This is a genomic window from Acinetobacter sp. CY17 (assembly GCF_059515825.1).
Genome location: NZ_JCAKMX010000027.1, coordinates 1 through 22,487 on the forward strand (window position 1 = coordinate 1; position 22,487 = coordinate 22,487).

16 protein-coding genes are annotated in these 22,487 nt (G+C 40.2%); 9 read left to right on the forward strand and 7 right to left on the reverse strand.

From position 1 onward, the window contains the following. The 3 genes from AC5YCI_RS14330 to tnpA form a co-directional block, all read right to left on the reverse strand. On the reverse strand, nucleotides 1-725 hold a 725-nt coding region (locus tag AC5YCI_RS14330; protein ID WP_496175757.1), incomplete at its 3' end, for a transposase domain-containing protein. A gap of 74 nt (nucleotides 726-799) precedes the next feature. Continuing rightward, entirely contained in the window at nucleotides 800-1,135 is a 336-nt protein-coding gene (tnpB, locus tag AC5YCI_RS14335; protein WP_496175758.1) for an IS66 family insertion sequence element accessory protein TnpB, read from the reverse strand. Next, nucleotides 1,132-1,560, reverse strand: a complete 429-nt coding sequence (gene tnpA / locus AC5YCI_RS14340; protein WP_496129917.1) for an IS66-like element accessory protein TnpA — start codon at nucleotides 1,558-1,560, stop codon at nucleotides 1,132-1,134. The genes tnpB and tnpA overlap by 4 nt, the downstream gene beginning before the upstream one ends. A gap of 285 nt (nucleotides 1,561-1,845) precedes the next feature. Between tnpA and AC5YCI_RS14345 the strand changes: the two genes are divergently transcribed. From AC5YCI_RS14345 to AC5YCI_RS14360, 4 genes are all read left to right on the forward strand, one after another. Continuing rightward, nucleotides 1,846-3,195 carry an SLC13 family permease gene (locus tag AC5YCI_RS14345; protein WP_496175759.1) on the forward strand — a complete coding sequence of 450 codons (1,350 nt, stop codon included), beginning with the start codon at nucleotides 1,846-1,848 and terminating at the stop codon, nucleotides 3,193-3,195. Nucleotides 3,196-3,205: 10 nt separating this feature from the next. Beyond that, nucleotides 3,206-4,444 (forward strand): glycerate kinase family protein, encoded by a 1,239-nt coding sequence (locus tag AC5YCI_RS14350; protein WP_496175760.1) that lies wholly within the window; start codon nucleotides 3,206-3,208, stop codon nucleotides 4,442-4,444. A 371-nt stretch (nucleotides 4,445-4,815) separates the two neighbouring features. Continuing rightward, on the forward strand, nucleotides 4,816-6,921 hold the full coding sequence (locus tag AC5YCI_RS14355; protein WP_496175761.1) for a metallophosphoesterase: 2,106 nt from the start codon (nucleotides 4,816-4,818) through the stop codon (nucleotides 6,919-6,921). A gap of 564 nt (nucleotides 6,922-7,485) precedes the next feature. Then, nucleotides 7,486-8,280 (forward strand): MipA/OmpV family protein, encoded by a 795-nt coding sequence (locus AC5YCI_RS14360; RefSeq protein ID WP_496175762.1) that lies wholly within the window; start codon nucleotides 7,486-7,488, stop codon nucleotides 8,278-8,280. Between the two features lie 334 nt (nucleotides 8,281-8,614). Here AC5YCI_RS14360 and yddG read toward each other — a convergent pair whose 3' ends face one another. Continuing rightward, nucleotides 8,615-9,541: an aromatic amino acid DMT transporter YddG gene (gene yddG, locus AC5YCI_RS14365; protein WP_496175763.1), complete on the reverse strand. Its 927-nt coding sequence runs from the start codon at nucleotides 9,539-9,541 to the stop codon at nucleotides 8,615-8,617. Nucleotides 9,542-9,731: 190 nt separating this feature from the next. On the opposite strand from yddG, the gene AC5YCI_RS14370 reads away from it, so the two are divergent. From AC5YCI_RS14370 to AC5YCI_RS14390, 5 genes are all read left to right on the forward strand, one after another. Continuing rightward, nucleotides 9,732-11,039: a 2-aminoadipate transaminase gene (locus AC5YCI_RS14370; RefSeq protein WP_496130456.1), complete on the forward strand. Its 1,308-nt coding sequence runs from the start codon at nucleotides 9,732-9,734 to the stop codon at nucleotides 11,037-11,039. 28 nt (nucleotides 11,040-11,067) lie between these two features. Beyond that, complete coding sequence (hglS, locus tag AC5YCI_RS14375) at nucleotides 11,068-12,450, forward strand: 2-oxoadipate dioxygenase/decarboxylase HglS (RefSeq protein WP_496130457.1); 1,383 nt, start codon at nucleotides 11,068-11,070, stop codon at nucleotides 12,448-12,450. A 30-nt stretch (nucleotides 12,451-12,480) separates the two neighbouring features. Next, nucleotides 12,481-14,025, forward strand: a complete 1,545-nt coding sequence (gene amaB, locus AC5YCI_RS14380; RefSeq protein ID WP_496130458.1) for an L-piperidine-6-carboxylate dehydrogenase — start codon at nucleotides 12,481-12,483, stop codon at nucleotides 14,023-14,025. 80 nt (nucleotides 14,026-14,105) lie between these two features. Beyond that, nucleotides 14,106-15,389, forward strand: a complete 1,284-nt coding sequence (gene amaA / locus AC5YCI_RS14385) for an L-pipecolate oxidase (RefSeq protein ID WP_496175764.1) — start codon at nucleotides 14,106-14,108, stop codon at nucleotides 15,387-15,389. Nucleotides 15,390-15,486: 97 nt separating this feature from the next. Beyond that, nucleotides 15,487-18,417: an FAD-binding and (Fe-S)-binding domain-containing protein gene (locus tag AC5YCI_RS14390; RefSeq protein ID WP_496175765.1), complete on the forward strand. Its 2,931-nt coding sequence runs from the start codon at nucleotides 15,487-15,489 to the stop codon at nucleotides 18,415-18,417. 54 nt (nucleotides 18,418-18,471) lie between these two features. On the opposite strand, the gene AC5YCI_RS14395 is transcribed toward AC5YCI_RS14390, so the two are convergent. From AC5YCI_RS14395 to AC5YCI_RS14405, 3 genes are all read right to left on the reverse strand, one after another. Then, nucleotides 18,472-19,401, reverse strand: a complete 930-nt coding sequence (locus AC5YCI_RS14395; protein ID WP_496175766.1) for a LysR substrate-binding domain-containing protein — start codon at nucleotides 19,399-19,401, stop codon at nucleotides 18,472-18,474. Nucleotides 19,402-19,736: 335 nt separating this feature from the next. Further along, a complete protein-coding gene (locus AC5YCI_RS14400) occupies nucleotides 19,737-20,882 on the reverse strand; it encodes a hypothetical protein (RefSeq protein WP_496175767.1) in 1,146 nt (381 codons plus the stop codon). 12 nt (nucleotides 20,883-20,894) lie between these two features. Continuing rightward, nucleotides 20,895-22,166 (reverse strand): Glu/Leu/Phe/Val family dehydrogenase, encoded by a 1,272-nt coding sequence (locus AC5YCI_RS14405; protein WP_496175768.1) that lies wholly within the window; start codon nucleotides 22,164-22,166, stop codon nucleotides 20,895-20,897. Nucleotides 22,167-22,487 lie beyond the last annotated feature (321 nt).

Here is a 22,487-nt window from a genome sequence, read left to right on the forward strand (position 1 = left end):
AGAGGTTCTAGTTCAACACCACAGCGACCAAGCCAATCTGAAAGAGTAGATCGAGAAAGATCAACACCAGCCCGTTGATAGATCAGGCGCTGACGGTACAGTGGTAAATGATCAGCATATTTAGATACCAGTACATGGCTCAGTAGTTCAGGTGAAGCAATACCTTTATCAATGACATACGCAGGCATCGCTTGTTGTGTCAGCGTATCGCACTGATCACAGACCCATTTGCCACGTACATGTTGCTCTTTATAGAACTGTGCCGGTCTGAAATTCAATTTTTCACTGACATCTTCACCGATACGACGCAGTTGGCATCCACAAGCACATTGCGTTGATGCTGGTTCATGCTCGATGCGAATCGTAGCTAAGTGGGTTGGCAATGGACGACGTTTAGGTTTATTGGCTTTCTGTGTTGTTACATCGGTTTTATCTGCATTCAGCCGTTCCAGTTCCAGCTCGACTGCTGCGATATCTTCTTCAACCGCTTCATCCCACAGATGGATTTGTTTGGCGGTGAGATGTTCATTTTTACTGCCGAATTTGTGTTTTTTAAACAGTGCCAGCTCATGCTCGTATTTTTGATTGAGAATGGATAGATGTTGAACTTTGGCATCTAGTTGCTGATTTGATTTTTCTAATTGCTGATGCTGCATCGCCAACTGTCTGGTGAATTCCAGTAGTTGTTCATGGGTCAGTTGGCTTAAATCAGGCATCGTATTCATGAACATAGTATGCCTGAAATTATAAATACGATGCTATAGAACCTTTGCAGAATAGCAGAACCAAGTGGCTTGGTTTAGAGCATCGTGACGACCTGCACTTGTCCAATTCTCTGCCAAGGTAAGCCTTGTATTAATGCTTGTAATTGTTCCAAACTGAGTGAGATGGTTTCACCTTGATGAACCTGGGCCCAGTGGAATTTGCCCTGTTCTAGACGCCGAGCACACAGCCAGATGCCCAGGCCATCATGTACCAGTACTTTCATACGATGACCACGTTTATTACAGAACAGGTAAGCACAATGAGGTTTGATCGAACCAAAGGCTTTCAACACCTGAGCCATGGCAGTATCCATCCCTGCACGCATATCCATCGGTTGAGTAGACAACCAGATTTCATCGATACGGATCATTGAGTCAAACCCTGTATCAGCACGAGTAATTCAGTGACTGATTCCACAGGCCAATCGATCTCGATCATCTGATCCTGTGCGGAATCTTGTTCGTGATGCAGTGGAATTCTGATATGAGCGAGAGCTTTCTTCTCTGGTACAGGTGGTGGAGGTACTTCTTGTCTGACTGGAGTCGAGTGAAGAATGACTGGAAGAAAGTCGGTTTGAGGATGAGGTGGGCTTTTTAGAACTGGGGGCATTGATATGGACTGGCGAATCCATTTATGCAACAGATTTGCATTGATCTGATGTTGCATTGCCACCTTGGCCACTGATGTATCTGGCTGCAGGCACTGCTGAATAAGCTGGTGTTTAAATTCAGCCGTGAAGGTTCGACGGGGCTTTTTTAGCGGTGATGTACTGTCTATAACTGTATTTAAATCCATAAATAGGTGTCCACTTAAATTTTAGTGGACACTATCGTGATATTCATGGGTTAGAAAAGTGGGGTTCAGCGGATGCTTACCTTAAAAGATAAACTGTGTTTGATCTAAAACGATCAATGCTTCATATTTTTTTTAAACTACCCTGTAATATTATAGTGTTCATCATAAAACTTAGGCCTATAACCCCAGATGTCTAGTTCCCCTTTTTTACGTTTCCCTTGGTGGTCAATTGTTCCACTATTTATTATTTATTTTTTATTGGGTAGGGCTGTAGAACAGACAAACATGTCAATTATTTTGACATTAGGTGTATTTTTAACTGCGACCTGGCTTTGGGTATGTACAAAAATTGATGAAACTTACATTGCTGTGTTAGCCGTTTTCGTTTTAATTCTAACTGGAAATTTAGGCGAGGAAGCATTGTATCTTTCTTGGGGTAAAGATATCTTTTGGCTATTGATTGCCGCCTTTGTAATTGCTGCTGGAGTAGTCAAAACTGGTATTGCGACCTATTTTTCAGCTCAGCTTTTAAGCTATGTGCGTACAACACGAATGTTATGCTATAGCCTCACTCTATTAATTGTATTATCCGCTTTTATTATTCCCTCTACTTCAGGTCGAGCAGCGGTTATTTTACCTATTTTTCTTGCTCTAGCAGAAATTCTTAAAAAAAATTCAAAAATTATCAAAGTTTTAGCACTGTTATGTCCATCCATTATTCTACTAAGTGCTGTGGGGTCATATTTGGGGGCAGGTGCACATCTGATTACCAATCAAATTTTATCAGAACAAGGCTATCCGACGTTCAGTTTATTAAGTTGGCTTTGGTTAGGCTTACCTTTTGCTTTAGTTTCTTCTTTTGCTTGTACTGAACTTATTTTACAGCTGTTTACTGAGAAGAAAGATCGCCAGAGTTCGTTAGAACTATTGAAGTTAAGTGACATTAATTCGACAGCTATAAATCAACAAGTGGGTTTGTCCGCTTTACAAAAGCGAGTCATTTTTATTTTATTGCTTATTTTGTTGCTATGGCTATCTGAGCCTATTCATCACATTTCAGCTACGATGGTGGCAATTTTAGGCGCTTTATTGATTTCTACCCCAGGGATCGGGTGCATTAAATTTTCTCAAGCAATTAAAACTATTCCATGGTCGCTACTGATTTTTATGGCAGCGACTTTAAGTATGGGGACTGCTTTGATTGAAAGTGGTGCAGTGCATTGGTTAACTGATCATTTAGTATCGCAGATGAGTCAAACAGGATTAGCCACACCGATGATATTTGGCAGTTTCATTATCCTTTTATCCTTAATGGCTCACCTATTTATTCAGTCACGCTCAGCACGCTCTGTAGTCCTTATTCCAATTGTGGTTAGTCTCTCACCACAATTTCAAGTTTCACCTGTCGCAATGGCTTTTATTTCTACTGCTGCTGCAGGATTCTGCCACACCTTAATATCATCGGCGAAACCTATTGCCATTTTTAATAAAACTGAAACACACTCTATGTTTAATTCAGAAGATTTACTTAAATTAAGTGTGTATCTAGCACCAATAATGTTTGTACTACTCTTGATTTTTAGTTTTGTTATTTGGCCGCTTATGGGCATGCCATTATTTATAGACTCTAAATAATTTGACTCTTATGTATTGTAGTTTACTGAAAAATATTTTGATTTTACCAAGCGGCTTTAAAGAGTCATTAAGTGCCACACAAGTTGCTGAAGCAATAAAAACAGGCGTGCTTACAGCCTTACCTCAGGCAAATGTCAATGCCATCCCAATCCCTGACGGTGGCGAAGATACCGCTCATATTTTGGCAAAACAAACACAAGGTAAAGTGATTACTACAACAGTGATTGGTCCTTTAGGTCAACCCATTGCATCTTATTTTAGTATGTTAGGTGGACAATACACTAATGTTGCTGTGATTGAAGTAGCAGCAGCAGCGGGCTTAAAACTGATTCCTATAGAGCAACGTAACCCAATGTTTACGACCAGCTATGGCGTAGGTGAGTTGATTAAGGCTGCACTTAAACAAGGTGCAACGCGTATTATTTTAGGGTGTGGAGATTCAGGGATTAGCGATGGTGGAATGGGGGCATTACAAGCTTTAGGTGTAAAAATACTGGATGACACCAGTAAAGAGGTAGGCTTTGGTGGCCAATATCTAGAAAAAGTAGCGAAACTTGACTACTCAGGTTTAATCCCAGCGCTGCATGATCAGCAGATCGAAATTTGCCTAGCTTTAAATCCGTTTAATATCTTATGTGGGCCTCATGGGGTAGCCCCTGTATTTGCACCACAAAAAGGTGCATCTATAGAACAAGTCAAACAACTTGCTCAAGGTTTTGATCACTGGGCTAGGCAACTGGCAATGACTCATATCAATCCGATTAAAAATTTTGATTTTGCCTATGCAAGCGGTTCGGGTGCTTCAGGAGGATTGGGTGCAGGTTTGGCAGCGATAGGAGCTCAACTGTGTCCTCGTTTTGACGTGCTGTTAAATGAAGGCTTACTTGGACATCATATTGATGATGAAATAAAAAAAGCTGATTTGATCATCACTGCTGAAGGCTCGATCGATTTACAAACACCACAGGGCAAAGTGCCTGCTGAAATTGCTCATCGTGCAGCTAAATACAATAAACCTGTGGTGGCATTGGCTGGGAAATTGGGTAGTGGCGCAAGTTGTGTTTACGAAATAGGAATCGATGCCATGAGTTCGATTATCTCGGTTCCTATGGCACTCGAAAATGCGATTGAACAAGCTGAGCCTTTACTGATTGAAGCCAGTGAGCGTCTCATCAAAAGTGTACTTTTAGGGATGAAAATTGCTTCTCAAAATACATTGATTGCACCTACCACGCCTAATATCCATTAAGGTCCAAAGCATGGGGCTAGAGTTTATCTCTAATCCCTACCCATCTTTTAAACGCTGATTAATATCACCAAGATATCATAAGATGTTGAAGAGATCATCTTGAGCTCATTAAGCATTTAATCATTAACATTCACCAGTATGGGTAAGCCCGTAAAGATTATGCAACAAATTTTCTCTGACTGAATAAAGAGATAGAATGAATTTAAAGATTTGACTTGCTCAAAAAATAACACAAAACCGTCATATATCTTTCATGGGTATGTCACCTGATTTGAATAGCCTGCTGATCTAAATTCTTTATTTGAATGGTCATCTCCTGTTTCAAGTAGATGTAGGGTGATGACGCCATTCACTTCATCATTGGGGTAAGCATGAGTATATTGAAGTCAAAACGACGCGTGTTGGCAGCGCTCACATGTATCAGTCCTTTTCTATTGCTGGGCTGTGATAACGACGAACAGGCGAAAAGCCCAGTGGAGTCAAAGGCGGAAGTGGCATTTTTAGCCGATGTACATTTCCATGATGTCTATGGAGATTTAAAATCTTCACAATTTCAAGGGATTCCAACTGAGCATGGTCATGCCACGATTCGTACCATGTATGATCAGCTGACGTCGACCCGACTTTTTAATGAAAACTACTTTGCGTTCCGTAGTGCTTTAGACAGCGCCTATGAAAAAGGGATTCGAATTATTGCCTTTCCAGGCGACTTCTCCGATGATGGTCAACCCATGCACGTAGCTGGTTTTAAGAAGATCTTAACTGAATACGAAGCCAAAGGCATGCGTTTCTTTATTGCACCAGGTAATCATGATCCTGTGGCGCCGCATGACAATGACACAGCAAAAGAAGCCGGCTTCTTAGATGCAGAGGGTAAGTCTTTTGATATTTTTGCCTTGCAAAACCAAGCCTGCTTAAATTCAGAAGTAGACAATGTCTGCACTAATGAAATGATGGAGTTAGGTTATGAATCGCTCCTAAGCTCATTGGGTGAATTTGGCTTTATGCCAAATAAAGCGGACGTTTATTGGGAAACACCATTTAGTACCTATAATCAGCAAAGCTATAATTTACAGCAAGCTACTGCACAGGCCAGTGTCGATCATCGCCTTTATGAAGTGTGTAAAGAAGGTGAAGGCGGTGCTTACAAACAGCCAAATTATACCCAATGTACCTCTATTCCAGATGTGAGTTATTTGGTTGAGCCAGTACCAGGCTTATGGTTATTATCTGTTGATGCCAATGTCTTTGTACCAAAAGACAGTTTAGATCCAAACGACCCGACCAAGCCAGGTGGCTTTACAGGTGCGGGCAGTGCGGGCTGGAACCAAATGGTGACACATAAAAAAACCACCATGAAATGGATTGCAAGCGTAGCAGAACGTGCCAAAGCACAAAACAAAAAGCTAGTGGCATTCTCTCATTATCCAACCATTGAATTTTATGCCAACCAAACTGATGCGATTAAGCAGACCTTTGGAGGGAGTGCCTTCCAAACCAACCGTGTGCCCACACAAGATGCCACTCAAGTGGTGGCATCAACAGGTTTAGGGCTTCATGTGGGCGGACACATGCACTCGAACAGTACCAATGACTATACCTCTCCAACAGGCAGCTACTTAGTCAATATCCAATCACCGTCTCTTGCGGTGTATGGTGCTGCTTATAAAATTTTACGTTTTAACAGCCCAACGTCTATCGATGTTGAAACAGTGAAATTAGATGAAGTGGAACGTTTTGATGAGCTCTTCCCGTTATATGAGCGCGAGCATCAATATTTAACGGCAACTCAAAGCCCAAGACTATGGGATAAAGGCATTTTAAGTACCAAAAGCTATAAAGAATTTACTCATTTCTATTTTGGTCAGTTGTCTAAAATGCGCTTTATGAATGAATACTGGCCATGCGAGATGCGTGATTTGGCAGAGCAATTGAACTTAGGTCAGATGCTGATTATGAGTCAGCTCAACACCCGTTTAACCTATGCGGAATTAGCAACGCAAACAACTCTAGATTTTAAACCAAGTGCTCAATGTCTAACAGCAGCATCAAGCAACGTTCAAACCAGTGCGACAGAGTTTGCACAAGACTGGCAGATAGCAAAAGCCAAAGCAGAACAATTGGCAGCTGCTGCAGGTTTAAGTCTTGCTGATATGGAACAAGTATCTGCTTATGATTTCTATGGCGATTTCCACCGTACGATTTATGCAGGTGAGTTGGCATTAACCGATATGGGCGATATACGTGTGAAGCAATACAAGTTATTGATGTCGAGCTTCCCAGAACAACCTGCTGCACCACAAATGTTAGACGGTAAGCTACTGGCCAATACGCCAATTCATGTGCCGTTCCAATATAAATTTAAGCGTGTATTTAGTATCTTAAAAGGGGTGGGTTCAGCCAAGCCAAGTAATCAATTTAGTATCGATTTGCAAGGCAAAACGATTTCAGGTGCCAAAGGCCCATCGTTTAACTAATCTTTTATTAGCCTTGTAATTTAAGCCTTTCATTTTCATCATTGAGAATGAAAGGTTTTGATATTTTCTTTCGTCTTTGCTGCGGACGTAAATTTGGGTATTGTTATGATTTCGTAGGTTTATTCACCCATCCTAAGATGAAAGAAACAATTGCTCATTTATTTTTCTTTCTGCATATGAAAAATAATTTGTAGTACTCCCTTTTTTAGTTGAATTGCTTATCTATAATTTCGCTTAAAGTAAAAAAAAAGATTAAAAATCGCACAAGAAAAGCATAGATTGGCTCATGTGGTGAAAATAAGAATAATTATTGAATTGGTAAACATTTTTGCTTTTGAAAACAAGTATATAATTATAGATGGGATGCGTCATGTCTGCACTGTACATGCCTGAATATATACCTTTATTTATATATGTAATGCATTGAATACATTGATTTTATATTCATTGTGTGAAATGTAGCATAAAGATCAGGATTACATGGAAAATTAATCAAATTCACACATCTTTCATAACTATATTCTTTATATTAGAGCTTATACGTACTTCAATCATGGATTAAAGATGTTTAAAAAAATTGGATTAATCAGCCTACTATTTATTCCTGTAATTTCTTCGGCTGCTGAAAAACAGCAACCAAGACCGCCCATGGCTAAGCCTCAAGGATTGAGTGTAGGTTTAGGAGTAGCGGGCAGTACGGGTGTATATATTGGTGAGAAAACTGAGGTTATACCAGTGCCAGTCATCTCTTATGAATCCGATCGCTTTTTTGTACGAGGTTTAACCGCTGGAGCTCAAGTCTATGCAGAACGATTTTTTGCTGTAAATGCGATTACCAGCGTCAATATGATGAACCTTGATGTCGATGATTTGAGTGCAAGTAATCTTAGCGCTAAAAATATCAATAAATCACAACTAGAAGATCGTGATCGTAGTGTTGATTTAGGATTAGAAGGTATTGTCCGCTTACCTTATGGCATATTCTCAATGCAGGCCGTCAATGATATTGGTGGGGCAAGTGACGGTGCAGAGCTAAGGTTCAATTATCAATATCTTTGGAGAATGAACCCTCAATTGACACTAATCCCAAACCTAGGGCTAGATTGGTTATCCGACAAACGTGCAAACTATTATTACGGTACTTTGGGAGCTGAAGTTGCTCGTGGTATTGAGGCTTATCAACCAGACAATGTTTTTATTCCACATGTCTCTTTAGGTGCCAATTACAAACTCACAGATAAGCTCAGTTTCTCAGGCGTGGCGATGCAAAAATTTTTACCAGATGATGTGAAAAAAGGCCCGTTAATTGATAAGAGTTCATCAACTAACTTTTATATGGGAGTTTCTTATAAATTTTAATGGATATTAGGCTGGCTGATATAGCGCATATAAGAGTATGTGCTATATCATTGGGGTGTAATATACATTTATTGATATCGTTTCATCTTTATAAAATCCTTTACCTTGGGTTGGTTTCATAATCTTTTACATGCATCATAAGACACTCCTTAACTCTGAACGAGTTCTATGCCTCGGTTTTACTTGTGATTATCCATTTTAATTGGGGTAAATATGTAGCAGTGATCTTTAGTTATTGAAATTTACTGAGAAGAAAATGGGTTAAATATCTTTTAAAAAATAACATTGTATTGGCTGTGATTTTCCTTTACCACTTTGACTATTTCTAAAGGCACTACCCTAAAATATTTTTAATTTTATACCTCCAAGATGAAGGTAGACCTATAATAGCCCAACAAATTATAGAACCTAAAACAACGAGACTTGTCCCCAACCAAAAGAACTGATCCAGACGAACACCAAAGAGTAGGCTTGAAAAATAAGCAGATAAAATGGGTACAAAATACGAACTGCTCACCAAAACATTGGCATAACCATAAATCATGCCAATATTCCATGCAGCATAACCTAAGCTTAAACATACAGCCGCACATAAAATCAAAATACTGTTATGTATATTGATGGGTTCTAAAGGTAACGGTGTACTGAAAATCCATTTGATTACTAAAAAAATACTGGTACAAAAAAATAAAGCGACAATAATATTACTTTCGGGCTTATATTTCATCAGCACAACACAGTAGAAAGCCCATAGAAGTGCAGCAGTAAAGGCTAATAGATAGCTGATTGGATTTGATAGTAAGTTTTGAATTACCCCTGTCATTGAGATTTGAAAGCCTTGAGTTTGAATCATTATGACACCGAGTGCTGATAGAAAAATTCCTACAAGTAATTTTGCGTTAAATCTGAGGTAACGTGTAAAGAGCATCAGAATGATGGTAAAGGTAGGCCAAAGATGATTGATCACCCCTACCTCAATGGTTTGTATCGGATTTTGTGCAAGGGCAATAGAAAAAGAAAAACACAGTTCATACGCCACGAATAAAAAAGTGATCAAGGCATAATAAATCTTAGGGATTTGATTGAATTTCGGTAATTTGAAAATTAAACATAGAATGATGGCGCTGATGGTATAAAGCAACATCAGACAAGTTAGAGGATCTAATTCATCACTGATAAGACGAATCAGCCCGACCAATGTTGACCACATCACAATGGCGGATATACCAATCAAGGTTGCTAAAATTGGATTATGGAGCATTACTTTTATTCAGTGATATCAGAAATTTGAGTAATAACGAGAATAGTTTTAATTCTTTATTTTTTAAACAAAAAATGTCCAAAAGATTCAGGAAAAAACGGAATATCAACGGCACTTTTATTCGTTTGCAGGATAGAGGGGCTCAATTTAAATTGAATCCATCGAAGCTAAAACTAAAAAGAGAACTGAAGTGGAGCGCCAAGGTATTACACAGGCATTAGGCTTGATTCATCCGATTACATTAACACATGGCAAAAATGCTGAAGTATGGGACACAGAACAAAAACGATATATTGATTTTGTAGGCGGTATTGGCGTACTCAATTTTGGTCATTGCCAGCCTCAGATTGTAGAAGCGATTCAAAAACAAGCAACGCGCATGACGCATTATGCCTTTAATGCTGCACAGCATCAGCCTTATATTGACTATATGGCACGTCTAAGCCAATTCATTCCGATTCAAGAAGATGTTGTGGGTATGTTGACCAATAGTGGTGCTGAAGCTACAGAGAATGCGTTAAAAGTGGCACGAGTTTGTACAGGGCGTAGCGGTATTATTGCCTTCGATGGCGGTTTTCATGGTCGAACATTAGCAGCAGTGAACTTAAATGGCAAAGTCACGCCATACAAAAATGGCTTAGGTCCCTTACCTGGTCCTGTTTATCATCTGCCATTTCCAAGCGCAGACAATGGCATTTCAGCACAAACAGCACAAATGGCTTTACAACGCTTATGCCAAGTCGAAGTCAGTATTAATGAAGTCGCTGCTGTGATTATTGAACCAGTTCAAGGTGAGGGAGGCTTCCAGTTTTTAGATCCTGAATTTGCACAGTACTTACGTGAATTTTGTAATAAACACGGTATTTTGCTGATTATTGATGAAATTCAATCTGGTTTTGGTCGTTCAGGTGTGCCATTTGCCTTTACTCATTTAGGTATTGAACCCGATTTACTGTTATTAGGTAAGAGTATTGCGGGCGGTGTACCACTTGGTGCAGTGATGGGTAAAAAACAATATATGGATCAACCCATGGTAGGTGCCCTTGGAGGAACCTATTCTGGTAATCCACTCGCATGTGCAGCAGCACTGGCGACCCTTGAAATCATGCAATCAGAAAGCCTTAAAAGTAGCACAGCGCATTATATAAAAACGCTTGAAGAACGTTATGCCCAATGGAGAAACAAGGCGTTGACCCCTTGGTTAGGCAAACTGACAGGTGTTGGTGCGATGCGTGGCATTGAACTCATTCATCCTGAACAGGGTGCAGGGACTGAACAAATGGCCTTTGTACTGAAAAAGGCCAGAGAAATGGGGCTATTGCTCATGCCAAGTGGCAAACATAAACACATTATTCGTTTATTGCCACCACTCACGATTGAAGCTGATCGACTTCAGGAAGGCTTAGATATTTTAGAAAAAGTACTTGCCCAAACAACAACAGCAGTTCAGCACAAAACAAACGCTTATTTAAATACTGAACAAACAAAAATCGCATAAAACACGCTTTATATTTAGGAATAGAACAATGAGTTTTGTTGCATCTCATCAAATTCGTTCGGAATTTTCTGCACTGATGTCACAGATGTATCGTGAAGAAGTTCCATTATATGGTGATCTATTAGATTTGGTCGCTGATGTAAATAAGATCACCTTGATTAAAAATCAAAGGTTGCATGATCAGCTGAAAAAAACTGGCGAATATGAGCGTCTTGACCTAGAACGTCATGGGGCGATCCGCTTAGGGACAGCCGAAGAACTCAACACTATGCGCCGTGTGTTTGCCGTAATGAGCATGGAACCTGTTGGTTATTATGATTTAGTGCCAGCAGGGGTTCCAGTGCATTCAACAGCATTTCGGGCCATAACCAGTAGCGAACTGAATGAAAGTCCATTTCGTGTATTTACGTCATTGCTGCGCTTAGAACTGATTCAAGATGAAGCATTACGTGCACTGGCAGAAGATGTACTGGGGCAGCGTCAAATTTTTACCCAAGGCGCTTTAGAGCTGACCACTAAATTTGAACAACAAGGTGGTTTAGACAAAACCGATGCAAAACGTTTTGTACAAGAAGTCTTAGAGACATTTCGTTGGCACGAACAGGCACCTGTCACTCAAGAGCTTTATCAAAAGCTACATGATCAACACCGTTTAATTGCTGATGTCGTCGCATTTAAGGGACCTCACATCAACCATTTGACGCCGCGTACACTCGATATCGACATGATCCAAGAAGGTATGGCAAGTCGTGGTATTACTCCCAAAGCAGTTGTTGAAGGTCCACCACGTCGTCGTTGTCCAATTTTACTGCGTCAAACCAGTTTTAAAGCTTTGGATGAAGAAGTGTCTTTCCAAAATGATGTGAAGGGTTCGCATACGGCACGTTTTGGTGAAATTGAACAACGTGGTGTTGCTTTAACTCCCAAAGGCCGTCGTTTATACGACCAATTACTAAAAGCTGCGCGTGAAGAACTTGGTGCTGTGCCAAATGAAGACAATGCAAAACGCTATATGCGTATTTTAGAAAAACACTTTGTTGATTTTCCAGATACCTATGAGGAACTACATCAACAAGGACTTGCATATTTTCACTATTACGCTGCTGTCGAGAAATGCATTGATGTCGAAATGAGTGAAAGTAACGTGGATCAGCTGATTAAAACGGGTGCAATTTATATTGAACCTATTGTTTATGAAGATTTTTTACCAGTATCTGCTGCGGGTATTTTTCAATCCAATTTAGGTGAGGGGAATCAAACGAATTACGCTGTTTATTCGAATCAAGATCTGTTTGAGAAGTGTTTAGGTCAGCGAGTATGGAATGAGCTGGAGCTCTATGCACAAACTCAACAAAACTCTTTGCGTAAAGCATTAACACAACTACAAAGCGCGAGCAGCGTACAACATTAATTCAATTAAAATTCGAAGGAAGGTAAAACTATGACACAAGCAATTGCAAATTCAACAGGCGTACAACTTGATACTCCAATGATTGTCCAAACATTACTCAATAAAATAGGTGTGGATTCGACGCAATATGTCGATGGCACACTTGAAGTCAAAACACCGATTGATGGTAGTGTGATTGGTCATGTGGTGATGCATACAGTTGAGCAAACTGAACAACAGATTCAAAATGCACAACAAGCATTCAAAGTATGGCGTAAAATCCCAGCGCCACGCCGTGGTGAGTTAGTTCGTATTTTTGGCCAAGTACTGCGTGAATATAAAGAAGATCTTGGTGCTTTAGTGTCTTGGGAAGCTGGAAAAATTACCCAAGAAGGTTTGGGTGAAGTCCAAGAAATGATCGATATTTGTGATTTTGCTCTTGGTCTTTCACGTCAACTTTATGGTTTGACCATTGCTTCAGAACGACCTGGCCATCATATGCGTGAAACATGGCATCCCCTTGGTATTGTCGGTGTTATTTCAGCATTTAACTTCCCGGTTGCTGTTTGGGCATGGAATACAGCATTGGCACTGGTATGTGGTAATGCGGTTATTTGGAAACCATCTGAAAAAACCCCATTGACAGCCTTGGCATGCCAAGCCTTATTTGAAAAAGCATTGGCGATCTTTGGTGAAGAAGCACCCAAAGATATTACACAATTGCTGATTGGTCAGGCGAATATTGGTGACTTATTGGTAAGTGATGAACGTGTTGCCTTAATTAGTGCTACGGGTAGTACACGTATGGGTAAAATTGTTGGACCGAAAGTCGCGGCTCGTTTTGGGAAAAGTATTTTAGAGCTTGGTGGTAATAATGCCATGATCTTGGCACCGAGCGCAGATTTAGAATTGGCAATCCGCGGTATTTTATTCTCTGCAGTAGGTACAGCAGGTCAGCGTTGTACCACACTACGCCGTTTAATTGTACACAAATCCATTCAAGCTGAAGTGGTCGAGAAGCTGAAAAAAGCCTATGACTCTGTCACGATTGGTCATCCATTGGAAGGTAATTTAATCGGCCCTTTAATTGATTCAACTATTTTCAATCAAATGCAAGATGCACTTGAACGTGCACGTCAAGCAGGCGGTCGTGTTTATGGTGGTGAACGTGTGTTGAAAGACACTTTCCAAAATGCGTACTACGTCAAACCAGCTTTGGTTGAAATGGACATACAAAATGATGTGGTGAAAACAGAAACCTTCGCACCGATCTTATATGTCTTAGCTTATGAAGACTTTGAAGAAGCACTGTTCTTACAAAATGATGTACCACAGGGCCTGTCATCGTGTATTTTCTCAAACGATATTCGTGAAGCTGAAAAATTCTTAAGTGACGAAGGCAGTGACTGCGGTATTGCCAATGTCAATATTGGTACAAGTGGTGCTGAAATTGGTGGTGCTTTTGGTGGTGAAAAAGAAACAGGTGGTGGTCGTGAGTCTGGATCAGATGCATGGAAGAATTACATGCGTCGTCAAACCAACACCGTGAACTATTCGCGTGAGCTTCCATTAGCGCAAGGAATTAACTTCGGCTAAGCCATTCAAAGGTGCATACCTTGAGGTATGCACCTGATTCAAATGATATAAATAAATACCAATATGAAGGCATGATAAAAATGGTAAAAGATCAGGTTCTATGGTCAACGTTGGTAGATGATGCACCGCAGTATGCGGCGATCCAACATGATCAGAATGTAGATGTTTGTGTCATTGGGGCAGGCTTTACGGGGTTATCGACAGCTATACATCTAGCTGAAAAAGGGTATCGTGTTGCAGTGTTAGAAGCCAAGCATATCGGTGCAGGTGGATCTGGTCGAAATGTAGGATTAGTGAATGCTGGTACATGGGCTCAACCAGATGAATTGAACAAACTCATGGGTGAACAAGCAGGTGAAAAGCTCACCAAAGCTTTGGGTGAGGCGCCTAAACTGGTTTTTAATACCATTGATCGCTTTAAAATTAATGCTCAAGATACCCGTACAGGTAATTTACATATGGCACATAATCGTGATGGCGAGGATGACGTCGATATGCGTTATCAACAGCTTAGTCGTCGCGGTGTGGATGTTGAAGTACTGACAGGCAATAAATGTCATGAGTACTGTGGGACAACCAGTATTAGTAAAGCCTTACTTGATAAGCGCGCAGGTACAGTCAATCCTTACGCTTATGTGATTGGTCTGGCAAAAGCAGCAACACGTTTAGGGGTGAAAATTTTCGAAAATTCTTCAGTCAGTGGTATCGTCAAGCAAGATCAAAAATGGTGTGTAAATAGTCGGCAGTCAACCATTACGGCAGAGAAAGTGGTGATTGCGACCAATGCCTATACGGAAGGTGAATGGAACGATATTTTAAAAACCATCTATTTTGTTCAGTATTATCAAATTGCATCAGAGCCCTTAACTTCAACACAGGCTGATAAAATTCTGCCCCATCGTAATGGATCATGGGATACACGTTTAGCCTTATCTAGTATTCGTCGTGATAAAGATGGTCGCTTGTTACTTGGAACTGTGGGTTCCTACCAAGGTAAAGCAGGTATTTATCAATCTTGGGCGAACCTCATGAAAGAAAAATACTTTCCCCAATTAGGTAAAGTAAATTGGCAATATCAATGGACAGGTAAATTTGGATTTACCACAGATCACATTATGCGAATTTTTGAACCTGCACCGGGTATTGTAGCAGCCACAGCGTATAACGGACGTGGGATTACTACAGGAACCATGATGGGTAAGGCATTTGCGCAATATTTACAGGATGATGATCGTGAAAAACTACCATTACCCTTTGCTCACTTAGAACGCAATCAACTGTCTTTCCGCAATGCGCGTGCATTCATGTATGACACAGGAATTGCCTTGTATCATGCCGGACAATGTTTACGCATTATTCAATAATATAAGCTAATTTTTATTCATTATTCAAAGCTTGCGCGTCAATTCTGATGCGCAATGGATTTTTACAATCAAATTTTATTCATGATGAGCAGCCAAAATGATCAGTCAAAATCAAACTTTGAGTATGCACTATTTTCTTACCGAGCTGAGGTCAGATTTCAAAGGTGAAATTGATGTATCCGATGCAGCTCGTCACGTCTATGCAACAGACAATTCGATTTACCAACGTAAACCCATAGCTGTGGTGTATCCAAAAGATGTCGATGATTTAAAAAAATTGATGCAGCTGATGTCGCAAGTACAATATCGTGATGTCATCTTAACTGCACGCGGTGGCGGTACAGGTACGAATGGGCAATCTCTTACGGATGGGATTGTGGTCGATATTTCACGCTATATGAATCGGATTTTAAATATTGATCCCATTAGAAAAACGGCACGCGTGCAAGCAGGTGTAGTCAAAGATCAGCTCAATGCAGCATTGAAGCCTTATGGCTTATTTTTCGCACCAGAATTATCGACTTCGAACCGAGCTACGATTGGGGGTATGATTAATACCGATGCCAGTGGCCAAGGCAGTTGTCGATATGGGAAAACACACCATCATGTGCTTGCACTCACCACCGTATTGCGGGGTGGAGAGATTTTACAGACGCAAGCACTCGATCGGCAAAATTGGCCAGCACAGATTCAATCGAGCCCAAGTACAACGCAAACGCTGTACCAAAAAATATTTGATCTAGTTGCGAATCATCAAGACACGATTCAACAGAATTTTCCAACGCTGAATCGTTCTTTAACGGGCTATGATTTACCCCATGTTTTGACAGAGCAAGCATTTAATCTCAATCATTTAATCTGTGGTAGCGAAGGCACATTAGGCTTGATTGCAGAGGCAGAATTAAACCTACTGCCCATTCCTGCTGAAAGGATGCTCATTAATATTGGCTATGCAAATTTTCATGATGCACTCTGTGATGCCAAAGCCCTCATGGCTTTAAAGCCGCTATCGATTGAGACTGTAGATTCAAAAGTTCTCAATTTGGCCAAGCAAGATCTGGTTTGGCATGATGTTGCTCGCTATTTTCCTGAAGATGAAGATCACGTTCAGATCGAAGGTATTAATTTAATCGAGATCGATGCAGCAGATCTCAATACTTTGCAGCAAATCAAAACAAATTTTTTGCACTATTTAGCATCAGACCAAATGGTTAAACGCTTAACCCTGACTACAGCTGAAGGCATACAACACGTTGAAGCGGTCTATAAAATGCGTAAGCGTGCAGTGGGACTGTTAGCTAATGTACAAGGTGAAAAACGACCTCAACCTTTTGTGGAAGATACAGCCGTACCACCAGAACATTTAGCGGATTATATTGCAGAATTTAGAGCATTATTAGATGCTGAAAAACTTGAATATGGCATGTTTGGACATGTTGATGCTGGGGTGTTACATGTTCGTCCATTGATGGATATGAAAGATCCAGAATCATTGCAGCTTATGCAGCGTGTTACAGATCGGGTTGTAAAACTGACGCATAAATATCATGGTGTGTTATGGGGAGAACATGGTAAAGGCTTGCGTTCAGAATACGCCCCTTTATTTTTTGGAAAAGCTTATCCACTGTTACAAGAAATCAAAGCATTATTTGATCCGTATAATCAACTCAATCCAGGTAAAATTGCCACACCAACTTCACAGCCCAAAGCCCAATTAATTCCAGTTACAGAAGTGAAATTACGCGGTGATTCTGATCGTCAAATTGATGTACAGCAATGGCGTAATTTTGGAGCAACAATGCACTGTAATGGTAATGGTGCCTGCTTTAATTACGAGCTTGATGATCCAATGTGCCCATCTTATAAAGTGACACGTGACCGTATCCACTCACCAAAAGGACGCGCAACCTTAGTCAAGGAATGGCTGCGTCGTGAACAGACAGGTGAGCAAACTGAATCATTTGAACATGAAGTGTATGAGGCACTACATGGCTGTTTGTCATGTAAATCCTGTACTGGTCAATGCCCAGTCAAAGTGGATATCCCCACTGCTAAAGCACAATTTTTAGCCAAATATCATCAGCGTTATGGTCGTCAGATTCGCGATTATTTACTGGCAAAGTTAGAAGGGTGGTTACCAAAAGTGAGTCTTATGGCTGGGCTCTATAATAGGATGCAACGCTTTGGTTGGATGAAAAATCTACAGCAGAAGTATTTTAAATTGGTAGATTTACCTTTATTTCACCCGCAAGCCAAAATGAATTTATCTCAACATGGTGCGATTATACTTGATGATGTTGAACAGCTCATGAAAAAATCTGGAGAAAAAGTCATCATCGTTCAAGACGCTTTTACCCGATATTTTGATACACCTGTGTTAGTAGAAACACTGGCATTATGCCGTAAACTCGGGATTACACCCTATATTCTGCCCTATATTGAAAATGGTAAACCTTTACACGTACATGGTTTTCTAGACGAATTTGAAAAAATTAAGCACAATAATATTCAGCTTTTTCAGCGTGTCGCTAAAACCAATGTCACGATGATGGGTATTGATCCTGCGATGACTTTGGTCTTTAGACAAGAATATCAAGAGGGTGCGAAGGCATTGGATTACCAAGTCTTGTTATTACAAGAATGGTTAACGCGTGTGATTGAGAAAAAACAGTTGCAGCTTAAACCTCAACAAGCAACTACGAGTGTTTTTCAATTGGCATCACATTGTACTGAACGAACCCAAAGCGCTGATCATGTGCAGGCTTGGCAGCATATTTTTGACAAATTTGGCTTAGAGCTTAAAGCATTGAAATTAGGTTGTTGTGGAATGGCAGGCACCTATGGACATGAAGCAGAACACCGTGAATTGTCGAAACAAATTTATGCGCAGTCGTGGCAAAAGCAAATGCATCTGCATAGTAAGAGGGTTTTAGCCACGGGTTACTCTTGTCGTACCCAAGTAAAACGATTCTCTGAGCAGGGCGTCTTACACCCTATTCAGATTTTAAATCGTTGTCTTCACGATTAAGCTACGATCATCATAATAAAACCCTATGCTGGTTGCAGAATAGGGTTTTTTGATTTATGCACTACGACGATAGTGCGAATTTTTTTCGTCTTCAGTAGTTTTGATGTAGTGTTGAATCCATTGCACCATGGTGTGTACTTTATGTGTTGTCGTCATGGAGGTTGGATAGGTCATATAATAGGAATGTTGTGTTTGCATTTCATAGGGCCAAGCAATAATTAAATCACCTTCATCTAACTCTTTTTCAACCAAAAATTTAGGTACTAATGCCATGCCACAACCAGACATTGCGGCGTGAATACAGGCATAGAAGGTATCAAAACGTGGACCAAACAGCGGATTAGCATTTAAGTTAGCTTGCAATTGGAAATAGTCTTCCCATGCACGTGGACGAGATTGAGATTGGATGAGGACATAATTTTGAAAATCATCTAATGACTTGAGTGCTTGGTAGTTGGTCAGTTCGGGGCTACATACGGCAACACAGTTTTCTGGAAATAGCTCAATACTGGTCATATCTCGCCATACCCCCGTTCCATATAAGAACGCAATATCTGCTTTACTGCTGTCTAACTCAGTAGAATAGAGTTGTTCACGTATATCTAGATGAATATTGGGATGTTGCTTGCCAAAACCTTTTAAGGCAGGAATTAGCCAACGTGCACACAGTGTTGGATGTACTGAAATATTCAATGTTTCAGCTTCAGCACCATGTGAAAGTAGATTTAAGACGGACTGTTCAATTTGTCCTAAAATTTTCTGGGTCTCTTTAAAAAAGAGCTCGCCACTTGGCGTGAGTTTTAAACCTTGTAATGACCGTTCAAATAATTGTAATTTTAAACTACATTCTAAATGTGCAACTTGTTTACTTACCGCACTTTGTGTCATATGAAGCACATGAGCCGCTTTGGTAAAACTCGAAAATCGTGCTGAAGCTTCAAAACAGCGTAATGCTGTTGTTGATGGGTAGGTCCTCGCTGTCATTTTCTGCATGCTCATTCCCTTTTCTTACATTATAACGAGGTATAAATAAGCAAAATTTATACCATCACTTAATTTTTTATATGAAAAATACTGCAAATACCTTTTCGCAGTGTTGTGCAAATTATCCTAGCAGAAGGCAAAGGATGGAGCCAATATAAAACGAATTTATGTATGCAAACATTCAGCCTAAACACAATGAAGCTGTTCTTGTTGAATAAGAATGATGTTGCATTAAATTCACTGGATATTCTGCACTGAGTATGTTGAAAATCAAGCGTGTTGAAAAGAACACGCTTGATTTTTGGGTGATACGCTGTGAGGCGCGGGCTGTTCGTTTAAAAATGATAGAGAAAGATGAGATTAAATAATCGCTCTCGATCACTATCTCCTTGTGCAAAAGCGAGTTCTGTACCGCCAATAAAATAATCGCTTTTCCCAACAATATATTCAGCCGCAATAGAGAAAGGATATAAATCCCATTGAGTCCCTAAAATGAAACGGCTTGAATCTTGAAAGCTAGCCTGCATCTTATCGAGGTAACTATAAGTTGCATAAGGCGTTATCGTCGACTTGTCACCTAACTGAATAGGGTAATATAGATCTGCCGTATAAAAATGAGCATCATTGGCAACAGCATAGGCTGTATCGAATGAACCCACCATTGAAGTGTGGGGATAGAGTGGATCTTTGTTCTCTAAGCGCGTTTGACCTGCAGTGAGTGTAAGTACCCAATTCAGATGCTGAAGAGTCGCAAATGTAGCCCAACGTTCACTTTTACCGCGCTGAGATTCACTTTGGTTTTCAATCGTTGAGTACCAGTAAGAAGCACCGATATTCAGATCGGTATGTTCATTTAACTCAAATCCATGTTTCACTCGTACGAGCCATAAATCACGTTCTGCTAGATCGCTGAGTGGACTGTCTTGTCCAGTCTTGACGAGATTGGCACTGTAACGTGCAGCATCTTGGCTTTTACCAAAATAGTTGCCGGCATCAGAGACAAAATAAGCCACTTCAATTTGCGTTTGATCTGTCCATGGATATTGGTACTTAATGCCTAAATTATGGACATCTTCTAAACCTGTGTTGACCAATAATCCCCCATACCAATTACTTGACCAATTGCGAGCAGGGCCAAAGGGTAAGGCTTGAATGCCTACGGTTAGTTTGTGCTCAGGATGATTGCTAATGTGATAGCTTAGATTGGCATCGACTAATGCTGAAAAATCACAAATTTGATCAAATTGATAACAGCGGTATTCAAGCTCTCCACTCATAGCTTCACTGTTGTATTGAATCATCAGCTTTGCTGCATCAAATTTTAAATCTTGATCACTAGGGCTATAACTTTTGTCTTGAATATTGGCACGTAGCCAGCCCCCAATTTCAAGATGATCATTGATTTTTTGTGCATAGATGGACGTCGAAAGCGTTGCCGCTAAAATTAGCGTTGTAAGGGGAATTTTAGAGAGAATATTCATAGTGAGCGCCCTTTAGCCTGGGTAAATTCCACGGTCAACGCGCGCATTTAAAATACGCTCGCAGGCCAAGATGTATGCTGCTGTACGCAGTGAACAGTCTTTCTGTTTAGACATTTCCCAGACTGTATTGATCGCATGTTGCATAATACGATCAAGCTTTTGATCAATTTCGATTTCGGTCCAAAAAAAACTGGCTAAATCTTGCACCCACTCAAAGTAGCTCACGGTCACGCCACCTGCATTACAGATCACATCAGGAACAATGGTAATACCGCGTTCGGCCAATAAAGTATCTGCCTCAGGTAAAGTCGGGCCATTTGATCCTTCTAGAATCAAACGTGTATGTAAGGTTGCTGCAATAGCAACCGTAATTACCCCTTCAAGTGCAGCAGGAATCAAAATATCTGTGCGAAGCGACCAAAACTCTGTAGAGGGAATTTCATCTATACATGAATAGCCTAAAATGCAGCCATGTTGCCGTTGATAGTGCATCAAGGCTTGAACATCAATCCCTTGAGCTTGATAAAGCGTTGCTGAGTGATCTTGTATAGAAATGACCTTGGCACCTGCCTGCATAAACAATAAAGCAGCTTCACTCCCCACATTACCAAAACCTTGTACGGCAATTTGTGCATCTTTAATTGAAATATTTAAACGTTTTGCTGCCTCAAGACCGGTAATATAAACACCACGACCTGTTGCTTTGGCACGCCCAAGTGATCCACCTAAATGTACTGGTTTTCCAGTGACCACGCCTGTCACTGTCGTACCTGCATTCATTGAATAGGTATCCATCATCCATGCCATGACTTGAGGGTTAGTCCCAACATCAGGGGCTGGAATATCTTTTTGTGGTCCAATGATATTGTTGATTTCTGCGGTATAACGTCGAGTTAATCGTTCGAGTTCACGTTTGGACAATTGACTTGGATTTACGCGCACTCCACCTTTTGCACCCCCGAAAGGGAGATCCAATGCTGCACATTTAATTGTCATCCATGCAGATAAAGCCATGACCTCGCTTAAATCTACATCGGGATGAAAACGTACACCACCTTTGCCTGGTCCACGAGTGAGACTGTGTTGCACACGATAACCTTCAAAGTGCTCAATACGCCCATCATCCATTTCAACAGGAATATTCACAATTAAAGCACGTTTAGGACGTTTTAATGTTTCTAATTGATCTGAACTGTGACTTAAATAAGGTGCAACTTTTTCCAATTGCTTTAAATAAGTTGTCCAAGGATTATTCGTTGTAGGTATATAGGAAAGTTGACTCATTTTTCCCTCAATGATTAGAAAAAGGTAAAATTTAAAATGTGTATATGTTTTAAATCTTGGTTAATATTTATAATATTAGGCGCTTCATTTATTTAATGTAGTCGCTATTAGATAAATAATTATGAAAATAAGTTGTGCCACTATTCCCTTTTTTCGCTTGTTGTTTAGAAAGGTCAAAAACATACTACAATGATTAAATTTAAATATTAAAAGGCAGTGTATTGGCCCAAAGATCAATTCAATCGATTCTCGAATACAAGGCTTTAAGCTATTCAAATATAAGACAATGCTAGAATTGGAATAAGGGAAGATGACTGCTCA

What these genes read in the sequence shown, in the direction of transcription:
- AC5YCI_RS14395 (WP_496175766.1), bottom strand. Translation starts at nt 19,401, where the DNA reads ATGACAGCGAGGACCTACCCATCAACAACAGCATTACGCTGTTTTGAA.
- AC5YCI_RS14345 (WP_496175759.1), top strand. Translation starts at nt 1,846, where the DNA reads ATGTCAATTATTTTGACATTAGGTGTATTTTTAACTGCGACCTGGCTT.
- amaA (WP_496175764.1), top strand. Translation starts at nt 14,106, where the DNA reads ATGGTAAAAGATCAGGTTCTATGGTCAACGTTGGTAGATGATGCACCG.
- hglS (WP_496130457.1), top strand. Translation starts at nt 11,068, where the DNA reads ATGAGTTTTGTTGCATCTCATCAAATTCGTTCGGAATTTTCTGCACTG.
- tnpB (WP_496175758.1), bottom strand. Translation starts at nt 1,135, where the DNA reads ATGATCCGTATCGATGAAATCTGGTTGTCTACTCAACCGATGGATATG.
- tnpA (WP_496129917.1), bottom strand. Translation starts at nt 1,560, where the DNA reads ATGGATTTAAATACAGTTATAGACAGTACATCACCGCTAAAAAAGCCC.
- yddG (WP_496175763.1), bottom strand. Translation starts at nt 9,541, where the DNA reads ATGCTCCATAATCCAATTTTAGCAACCTTGATTGGTATATCCGCCATT.
- AC5YCI_RS14390 (WP_496175765.1), top strand. Translation starts at nt 15,487, where the DNA reads ATGATCAGTCAAAATCAAACTTTGAGTATGCACTATTTTCTTACCGAG.
- AC5YCI_RS14350 (WP_496175760.1), top strand. Translation starts at nt 3,206, where the DNA reads ATGTATTGTAGTTTACTGAAAAATATTTTGATTTTACCAAGCGGCTTT.
- AC5YCI_RS14355 (WP_496175761.1), top strand. Translation starts at nt 4,816, where the DNA reads ATGAGTATATTGAAGTCAAAACGACGCGTGTTGGCAGCGCTCACATGT.
- AC5YCI_RS14405 (WP_496175768.1), bottom strand. Translation starts at nt 22,166, where the DNA reads ATGAGTCAACTTTCCTATATACCTACAACGAATAATCCTTGGACAACT.
- AC5YCI_RS14360 (WP_496175762.1), top strand. Translation starts at nt 7,486, where the DNA reads ATGTTTAAAAAAATTGGATTAATCAGCCTACTATTTATTCCTGTAATT.
- AC5YCI_RS14400 (WP_496175767.1), bottom strand. Translation starts at nt 20,882, where the DNA reads ATGAATATTCTCTCTAAAATTCCCCTTACAACGCTAATTTTAGCGGCA.
- amaB (WP_496130458.1), top strand. Translation starts at nt 12,481, where the DNA reads ATGACACAAGCAATTGCAAATTCAACAGGCGTACAACTTGATACTCCA.